The organism is Bacillus sp. 05T22, assembly GCF_056396765.1.
The window spans coordinates 94,798-102,919 of sequence record NZ_JBFTMC010000021.1 but is presented as its reverse complement, the minus strand read 5'-3'; the positions used below and the strand labels follow the sequence as shown (position 1 = coordinate 102,919).

The following is an 8,122-nucleotide window of genomic DNA, read 5'->3' as shown; positions in this document are numbered from 1 at the left end:
ATGTATGGACGTGCGAGTAGCAAACTATTAACACAARGGGTGTTATTAACTTTGTAGAGAGAATGCTTTTCTGAAAAAATATCTAAATCTCTTTACATAGGGACATATAGATCATCACCAAAAGTGCGTCAGAACCAATTCTACTTGACGGTTACAATATTCACCCAAGATAAATTGTAATTTGTTAATCGATATGTTTGTGTAACCACTGTTCAAATATCTTTAACTGTTCTTCAGTATGAAAGTAATGTTCACCTGTTTCCATGACTTCTAATTCACAACGATGTTTTTTTGTAAAATAGTTAATAGTTTCAAATTCGCACAGTTCATCCTTGGCTCCATACATAATATATGTATCTGTATTCCATGTATTAATAGGATGTTCTTTTACATAGCATAAATAATCCCAATATAACTTTTGACCAACAGGTGTTTCTATAGTCATTTCTTTTTGCAAAAGCTCTGGTGTTACATTAAACCATTTCATCATATTTTCGATAATTCGTTCCATGTTAACTACTGGTGATAAAAATAATGCCTTTTCTAACACATCATTTTGATAGGCTAAAAGGCTAAAATAAGCTCCCATACTACATGCAAACACGCTTACTTCTTTCCAATGTTCTTTTGCGTAATTCATAACTATAGATAATTCACTAACACAAAACTGTACTTTGCAAGGAGTATTATCATTTTTTCTTTCTCCATGCTCAGGTAAATCAAAGCTTAATACTTGATAACCTTTTTGATTGGCTTCTTCAGCTAATATTTCAATAACTGCATCTTCCTTATTTGACATACTTCCATGTACTGCAATAAAAATTTTTTCACTCTTATCTCCCCATAAAACCGTGGGAATATTACTAATTTTAAAATTATCTTTAAGCATATTTCCTCCAAAGGATAAGACATATAGGACTTGGCAAAAAACCGCACACACTTTATAATCCTCTACTCAGTTTTAAACAAATCAAACTATTCCTAATTTATCACAAATGAATTATAATATCTCTCTACCCCTGTATAACAGAGTCTACTTTGTATTTAAAACCTTTCTTTTTTCCATTTCTTCAGAAGCTACAAATTCTTATTTGTGAAATGAAAATAAAGTTATTTAATTTTAAAAGCTCAAACAAGCATACCCCGTTCTAATTTAGGACGGGGTTAAAAATAAAGTTGTTTAATTTACAATAAAGTCATTTGAAAAATAATAAAGGCATTTAAAAATGTTAGTCATACTATTCATCAAACGAGCCATTTAATGGAGGAACTCCTTTAAAGAAACTTGAACCTCAATAGTGTCATTCTACGCTCTCAAGAGATTCTTTAAGGAATTGAAATTCAAACTTGGTAGCTTCTAATATATCTTTAATATATTTTTCCTGATTTTCAACTCCCGTTACTAGATCTAGTTTATTAAAAAAGATTATCCAGTTTAAATTCTTCTTTGTTTCGAATCTGTATTTTCCTTCTATATCTTTGTTAGGGTAAATTTCGAAATAAACTCTCTCAGCCTTATTTAGGTTCCAATAAAAATGTTTGTAAATATAAGGAAGCCGAGCATCAAGCATACTCTTGTTTTTTTGTTTGGATAATGTTCTATTTAGAGACGCTAAATAGTCATTGATATTTTTAACAATTGCTTTTTCATCTTTTTCGCTACTTAGAATCCCAAATTCAATTTTCGTCATTTAGTAGTCCCCTTATTAATAAGTTATTTTCACTAATATTAACATTTTTATGAAAATAACTTAAACCAAAAGAAGTTGCTATAAAAGTACAATCCTTACTTAAGTATAGGGAGCGATTGTTCAATAAAATTTAGATTTTCAAACGACTTTATTGTTATATTTTTTAGGATAGTGAAGTATCTTAAATTAAAAATTAAACAACTTTATTATCTGTATACATTATTTTGATTCCTTATTGAGCTAATCTACTCCGTTAGTGGAAGAAGGATTTTTAAACAATTATATTATTTTTCAAATGACTTTATTGTAAATTAAACAACTTTATTATCTCTGCACACATATTAGAAGCATAAGTTGGCTGCAAGCTAAAGGAAGCATATGTTGACCAAAACGGCCATCTTATGCTTCTTTTCACATATAATATTATATCCTTTGACTCTATTTTATCCTATAATAATACTTTTTTGGTGTAATTTAGATAATAAGAGAGAAAAAGAGAATAGGAGGGATGGCGTTTTCTATTTCAGATGAAATGAATCTATTCTCTCAAGAACTTCAAAATTACTTATCTTCACTTTCTATTCAACAAATAGCTAAAAAAGTTGGTTTCATTCAACGTACAAGTAAATAAAATCGATTCTTTTAGTTTACTGTAAATGTGTGTCTATCAGATGCTTTCTATTAAACTTTAATTCAAGGAAGCATATTGATAAGATTAGGTAAAAATGAAGAATCCCCCATGCTTCGGTTAAGAAACAAGGGGGGACTCTTCATTTTTTAATTGATAAACCATATACAAGCGTTTCGCTAGGAGTCGTAATACTAAAACCTGTCATTTTATAATCAAGCTTTAATGTATTTCCTATATAGTCTTTTGTAAAATCATCCATTTGAATAATAAGTTGCTCATCTTCATAAGCGATTTCATTTGGATTATACTCATCGAAAATTAAATCCACATCAACAAATATACTACAAGAATTTGTCATTGTACCTCTAATACGTATGATGTTTTTGTTATTTGCGTTTGATTTATGTAATACGGCTTTTGCTTCATCCGTTACGCGAATGTTCATGGAATCCCAACCTTTGTTTATATTTCTCATTCTATTATTGCAAAAACATAAGAAATAGGGAAGTAAAGGGCCTCAATGAATGATAAGCGTATGGGGATTACGATTTGAAAAGTAAGGATGGAACTGTAAATGTTTGTGTTAAGCATAACTCGTCATCACTTATTTTTTCAACTTCTTGATACTTTATCTCATTCTTTTGATAGAATTTTTTCCAAAAGTTCACCGCTGTTTTATTGTTTTTTAATTGCATTACATAATAAGTTCCTTTGTGCTGTTTTAACAGTTCTAAAATTGCTTGATCTGCTATCTTTTTTCCGTGGTACGCTTTTAATAAAAAAAGATCATTAATACAGAAATCTGTTTCAGGTGCTGTGAATGGTGATTTCGCGAATAGGAGAAACCCGACATATTTTTCTTCATATTTAATAAAGTAAGGAGAAAGCTCATCTCGGTTACAAATAAGTTCAAAGGCATCAAATTCAAAAAATCCATTTTCATTCGGATGAAGGGTAGGGGAGAATTCGGATAAATCATGTAAATAGAGAGCATAAAAATTTTTTAACATCTCCATTTGTTCTGTGGAAACAGTTTCTAAGATAATATTCATTTTAATACCGCTTTTTGTAGAAATAACTCTTTCGTAATGTGAAAATAAAGCATACCTTCATACTCTTTGAGTGTCTCTTCTAAGTTTTGTACAGTTTCTTTAAATTGAAATCCAAGCTTTTCTAATACATGAATAGATTTTTGGTTTTCTGGAAAGACAGAAGCGATGATCATTTCCAGTCCAATTACCGAGAACCCATATTGTAAAAGAGCAGACGTTGCTTCGGTAGCATAACCTTTTCCCCATATATCACGAGAGAGTGCGTAATGTAGTTCAGTTGAAGTTGGTTCGAAATCCGATGGTCCTAATCCGCAATAGCCAATTAATTTTTGAGAAGATTTTTCTATAATAGAAAGATTAAACTTAGCGATATGGTTTTTGGAATTTTTTTATTCATTTCGATGCTCCAGTGGATAATATCTTCTATTTCTTTAAGTGAATAAATGGGCTCTGGAATATAGAAGTTTACTTCAGGTTGTTTTTGTAATTCGTATAAGGCGGATGCATCGTGGATCCTATAAGGTCGTATATGTAATCTTTCTGTTTCAATTTGAGAATTTACAAACATGTCACACCTTCTTTATGTTGAATTTCTTACATCTAATACATCATTCGACATAAAATAAACATATCCTTTGAATGTAAAGAGTCATTCTAATAAAAAAATCAGCAAACATGAGTGTGTTTGCTGATTTTTTATCACCTTATAGTTCACATTTATCAAGAGGAATTACTTTTGTTTTCTTTGTAAATTTATATCCTAACCACATCACAAGGAAGAGAGGTAAGCCGATATAGGAAACAAGTACACCATTCCAATCGATAGACTCGCCTATAAATGCTCCGTAATTTTGTCCTAAAATGACAATGACACAAAGTGCAAATGCGAAGATTGGACCAAATGGGAACCATTTTGCTTTATACGGTAAATCATTTAAATCTTTTCCCTGTGCAATATATGCTTTTCGGAAACGATAATGACTAATAGCAATTCCGACCCATGCAATAAATCCGGACATTCCAGATGCATTTAATAACCAAATATATACAACACCGTCGCCAAATAAGGAAGCTAGGAAAGCGGCACAGCCAACTACTGAAGTTGCGATTAACGCGTTAACAGGTACGCCGCGGCTATTTAATTTACCTAAAAATTTCGGTGCTTTTCCTTGTCTTGCTAAATCCCAAAGCATACGAGCTGATGCGTACATACCTGAGTTACCAGCAGATAAAACTGCAGTTAAAATAACTGCGTTCATAACAGAAGCGGCAAATGCAACGCCTGCTTTTTCAAATACAAGTGTAAATGGACTTACTGTTACATCGCTAGCTGCAAGRCTTTCAGTYGTATATGGAATTAATAAACCGATAACRAGAATTGCWAARATGTAGAATAATARAATRCGCCAAAAGATTGAGCGAATTGCTTTTGGAATGCTACGCTCTGGATCGGCAGTTTCACCAGCAGCTACACCTAATAATTCAGTTCCTTGGAATGAAAAACCAGCAGCCATAAATACACCGATAATTGCCATAATACCACCGTTAAATGGTGCGTCTGCAACAGTAAAGTTTTTAAATCCAACAGGTTCGCCACCCATAATACCAAAAATCATCATAAATCCAACGATTAAAAAGATAATAACAGTAGCTACTTTAATAAGTGCGAACCAATATTCCGCTTCACCAAACCCTTTAACAGATAAGTAATTTAAAAGAAACATAATGACTAAACAAAGGCCACTCCAAATAAGGGAAGGTGTATTTGGGAACCAAAACTTCATAATTAATGTTACGGCTGCAAGTTCAGCGGCAATGGTAATTGCCCAGTTATACCAATAATTCCAGCCGAGTGCAAATCCAAGTGATGGATCGACAAATTTTGTCGCGTATGTGCTAAAAGATCCAGTGACAGGCATGTAAGCTGCTAATTCGGCTAAGCTTGTCATTAAAAAGTAAACCATAATTCCGATTGCCGCATATGCGACGAGAGCTCCGCCAGGCCCTGCTGTGTGAATGACACCACCGCTGGCAAGAAAGAGTCCGGTACCAATTGTACCGCCAAGAGAAATCATTGTAAGGTGACGAGATTTTAACCCGCGTCTTAATTCACCTTGTCCTTGTGTAGATTGAGTTTTAGAGGTAGCTTGATTCGTTGCGCTATTCATGTTCAACACTCCTTTTCTTGCAAGATTAGGAAGGAACGGGGAGAAAAATACAAAAAACCGCCAAAGGAATTTGGCGGAACGTTTCACAAATAACCACCCCATCATACCCTTCCGTTAAGATAGCACCCCACGTTTACACGGTACTTTGTAAACGTGACAGTTCTGTTCCTATTCGGAGACAGCCCCAGCTCGTACTTCCAGAGAAGAAATACAAACTTCGGCAGCATTTCCTTTCAAACGGAGTCGTTGACATTCTCTGTGTCTAAGCCGTTCTACTAATAAAAGCCGCAACCTCTACCTCATCGGATTGATGAGGATTTATTTATTGCTGTGATTTTTAATATATGGCAATTGTAATTAGTTTCTGAAAATATTGCAAGGAATTTTTGTAGGAAAATATCAAAAAAATCGGTTATTGTATAGGAAACGTTTTCGAAATTCCACCCGAACCTACTTGATATGTAAAAAATTAAGAAAAAATTGTTATACAAATGTTTCGCAAAAAGATATGGAAAATCCTCTAAAATTAAAAGAAAATTCAGAAAAAAATAAATTCGACACTGATTATAAGCAAAATAAAGTGTGCTAAAGAGATTAAAAAAGGTAAGCAAACTTATCATTTGCTTACCGTAGTATTTCACACCACTTTATAATTATTTCTGTTTTAAGGCAAAACCCGTTTTTGTCCAGTCGTATATCCAACGTTCTGTTTTGTAAGCTGGGAGTGATTTCTAACCGAAATGAAAAGTGCAATGATAACGACAAGACCCACTGCAATATAGGAAAGGTTAATAATTGTTGGATCCACTTTAAATGATGTAAGCAGTGTCCGGATATTTGTAAAAATAATCAGTCCACCAACGAGTACACCAAGTAAATGTGAAGGTACAATTCGTACTAACCATGCAGCAATTGGAGCGGCGATAATGCCGCCGAGCATAAGAGCAAATACCCAAAACCAGCTTACTTGTTCCCAGCCTAATGAAATGAAAAATCCAATAGTTGCAGCTAATGAGACAGGAAACTCACTCGTATCAACGGAACCAATGACTTTTCTTGCTTCATTTCCACGTGCGAGAAGTACTGGTGTAGTGATAGGTCCCCAGCCACCTCCACCAGTTGAATCAACAAATCCCGCAAACAATCCGAGTGGTATAAGTTGCTTACTAGACATACGTTTATTTGATTGGACAATTTGTTTTTGAATAATAAATCGTAATAAAATATAGACACCTAAAGTAAATAAAAAGATAGAAATGTACGGTTTAATTAAATCACCCGGTAAATTGCTTAAAAAACAAGCACCAACAAAAGCACCAATTGCACCTGGTAATGTTAGTCTGGAAACAGTGTATTTATCAACGTTTCCAAATCGAATATGAGATACGCCAGAAGCTGCAGTGGTAACAACTTCAGCTAAATGAACGGATGCGGAAGCGATAGCAGGTGCAATTCCAAACATTAATAATAATGAGGAAGACGTTACTCCGTAAGCCATTCCAAGTGCCCCATCAATCAGTTGAGCAAAAAAACCAATAATAGCAAAGACAATTAATTTTTGCATATAAAATCCCCCTGTAATAATAAATAAAAAGGCTCTTTTCTCGAGTGAGAAAAGAGCCTTTGGTTTTTCCAATCAGCTTAACGTTAATTTTTTTATTATTATAATGCATATTAATCTCATAAATCAACTAGGTTTTAAAAGTTTTTTAAATTGATTGAAATAACGGAATAGTTATATAATAAAAGGATGTAAATAAAGGGAGGGGAAAATTATGTTAGCATTTGATCATCTCGTTCATACCGTTAGGTGCACACCAAAGGAAGCAGAAAAGCGAATGGAGGAGCTTGGATTTCATACGGTACAGGGCGGAGAACATACAAACTGGGGGACATGGAATAGTTTATGTTATTTTGACTTATCTTATATTGAATTTTTAGCAGTGCAACATGAAGATACAGCGAAACAAGCGGATAATCCACTTGTTCAGGAAACTGTAGAGAAATTACGAGATAGAGAAGGAATGCTGCAAATTGCTCTTCGTACAGATCATATTGAAGAACTTGCGGTAAGGTTCATGGAAGAAGGGTTACAAGTTAAGGGGCCGTTTGAAGGAAAACGAATGAGAAATGACGGTCATCTTATCGAATGGAAAATGTTATTTGTGGAACAGGAAGATAGTGGACCGAAATTACCTTTCTTTATACAGTGGGAAGAATCTGATGAGAGTAGGAGATTCGATTTACAAGAAGTGGGCGTCATTGTCCCGCATAGCAACGAGGTAAAAGAAATTCAGACAATATACTATGCTGTGAAAAATGTACATGAAACCGTAGAAAGATGGAAGAAGATACTCGAAGTACAAGTAAGCCTTTCCGAAGTTCATAAAGAATGGAATGCGATTTGTCAAAGTGTATTGTTTGAAAATATAAATATTCAATTTTGTGAACCGATTGGTGAGGGCTTTGTACAAGAACAGTTAGTAAAACATGGAGAATATCCTTTTGCCGTTGAATTTCAAGGGACGAATAAGCAGAAGAACAAAACACATGTGTTAGGTAGCTCATACATATATTAAT

General features: G+C 33.7%; 10 protein-coding genes and 1 riboswitch. Of the genes, 2 read left to right on the top strand and 8 right to left on the bottom strand.

Annotation, left to right across the window (positions count from 1 at the left end; genetic code table 11):
- Positions 1–184: 184 nt before the first annotated feature.
- Positions 185–889 (bottom strand): alpha/beta hydrolase, encoded by a 705-nt coding sequence (locus tag AC1DIT_RS09890; RefSeq protein ID WP_033671245.1) that lies wholly within the window; start codon positions 887–889, stop codon positions 185–187.
- 412 nt (positions 890–1,301) lie between these two features.
- Entirely contained in the window at positions 1,302–1,691 is a 390-nt protein-coding gene (locus AC1DIT_RS09885) for a hypothetical protein (RefSeq protein WP_016115303.1), read from the bottom strand.
- A gap of 508 nt (positions 1,692–2,199) precedes the next feature.
- Here AC1DIT_RS09885 and AC1DIT_RS09880 point away from each other — a divergent pair.
- Complete coding sequence (locus AC1DIT_RS09880; RefSeq protein ID WP_016115302.1) at positions 2,200–2,322, top strand: hypothetical protein; 123 nt, start codon at positions 2,200–2,202, stop codon at positions 2,320–2,322.
- 139 nt (positions 2,323–2,461) lie between these two features.
- Here the strand turns inward: AC1DIT_RS09880 and AC1DIT_RS09875 are convergent, their stop codons facing one another.
- From AC1DIT_RS09875 to AC1DIT_RS09850, 6 genes are all read right to left on the bottom strand, one after another.
- Positions 2,462–2,767, bottom strand: coding sequence for an iron-sulfur cluster biosynthesis family protein (locus AC1DIT_RS09875; protein ID WP_016115301.1), 306 nt, complete (start codon positions 2,765–2,767; stop codon positions 2,462–2,464).
- A 97-nt stretch (positions 2,768–2,864) separates the two neighbouring features.
- Positions 2,865–3,374 (bottom strand): GNAT family N-acetyltransferase, encoded by a 510-nt coding sequence (locus tag AC1DIT_RS09870; protein WP_016115300.1) that lies wholly within the window; start codon positions 3,372–3,374, stop codon positions 2,865–2,867.
- Positions 3,371–3,697 (bottom strand): GNAT family N-acetyltransferase, encoded by a 327-nt coding sequence (locus AC1DIT_RS09865; protein WP_229161728.1) that lies wholly within the window; start codon positions 3,695–3,697, stop codon positions 3,371–3,373. The genes AC1DIT_RS09870 and AC1DIT_RS09865 overlap by 4 nt, the downstream gene beginning before the upstream one ends.
- Before the next feature lie 20 nt (positions 3,698–3,717).
- Complete coding sequence (locus AC1DIT_RS09860) at positions 3,718–3,942, bottom strand: GNAT family N-acetyltransferase (protein ID WP_016115298.1); 225 nt, start codon at positions 3,940–3,942, stop codon at positions 3,718–3,720.
- A gap of 136 nt (positions 3,943–4,078) precedes the next feature.
- Positions 4,079–5,542: an amino acid permease gene (locus AC1DIT_RS09855; protein WP_476998165.1), complete on the bottom strand. Its 1,464-nt coding sequence runs from the start codon at positions 5,540–5,542 to the stop codon at positions 4,079–4,081.
- 112 nt (positions 5,543–5,654) lie between these two features.
- Positions 5,655–5,847, bottom strand: a riboswitch (Lysine riboswitch).
- A 359-nt stretch (positions 5,848–6,206) separates the two neighbouring features.
- A complete protein-coding gene (locus tag AC1DIT_RS09850) occupies positions 6,207–7,106 on the bottom strand; it encodes a sulfite exporter TauE/SafE family protein (protein ID WP_016115296.1) in 900 nt (299 codons plus the stop codon).
- Between the two features lie 211 nt (positions 7,107–7,317).
- On the opposite strand from AC1DIT_RS09850, the gene AC1DIT_RS09845 reads away from it, so the two are divergent.
- Positions 7,318–8,121 carry a VOC family protein gene (locus AC1DIT_RS09845; protein WP_016115295.1) on the top strand — a complete coding sequence of 268 codons (804 nt, stop codon included), beginning with the start codon at positions 7,318–7,320 and terminating at the stop codon, positions 8,119–8,121.
- Position 8,122: the final 1 nt, after the last annotated feature.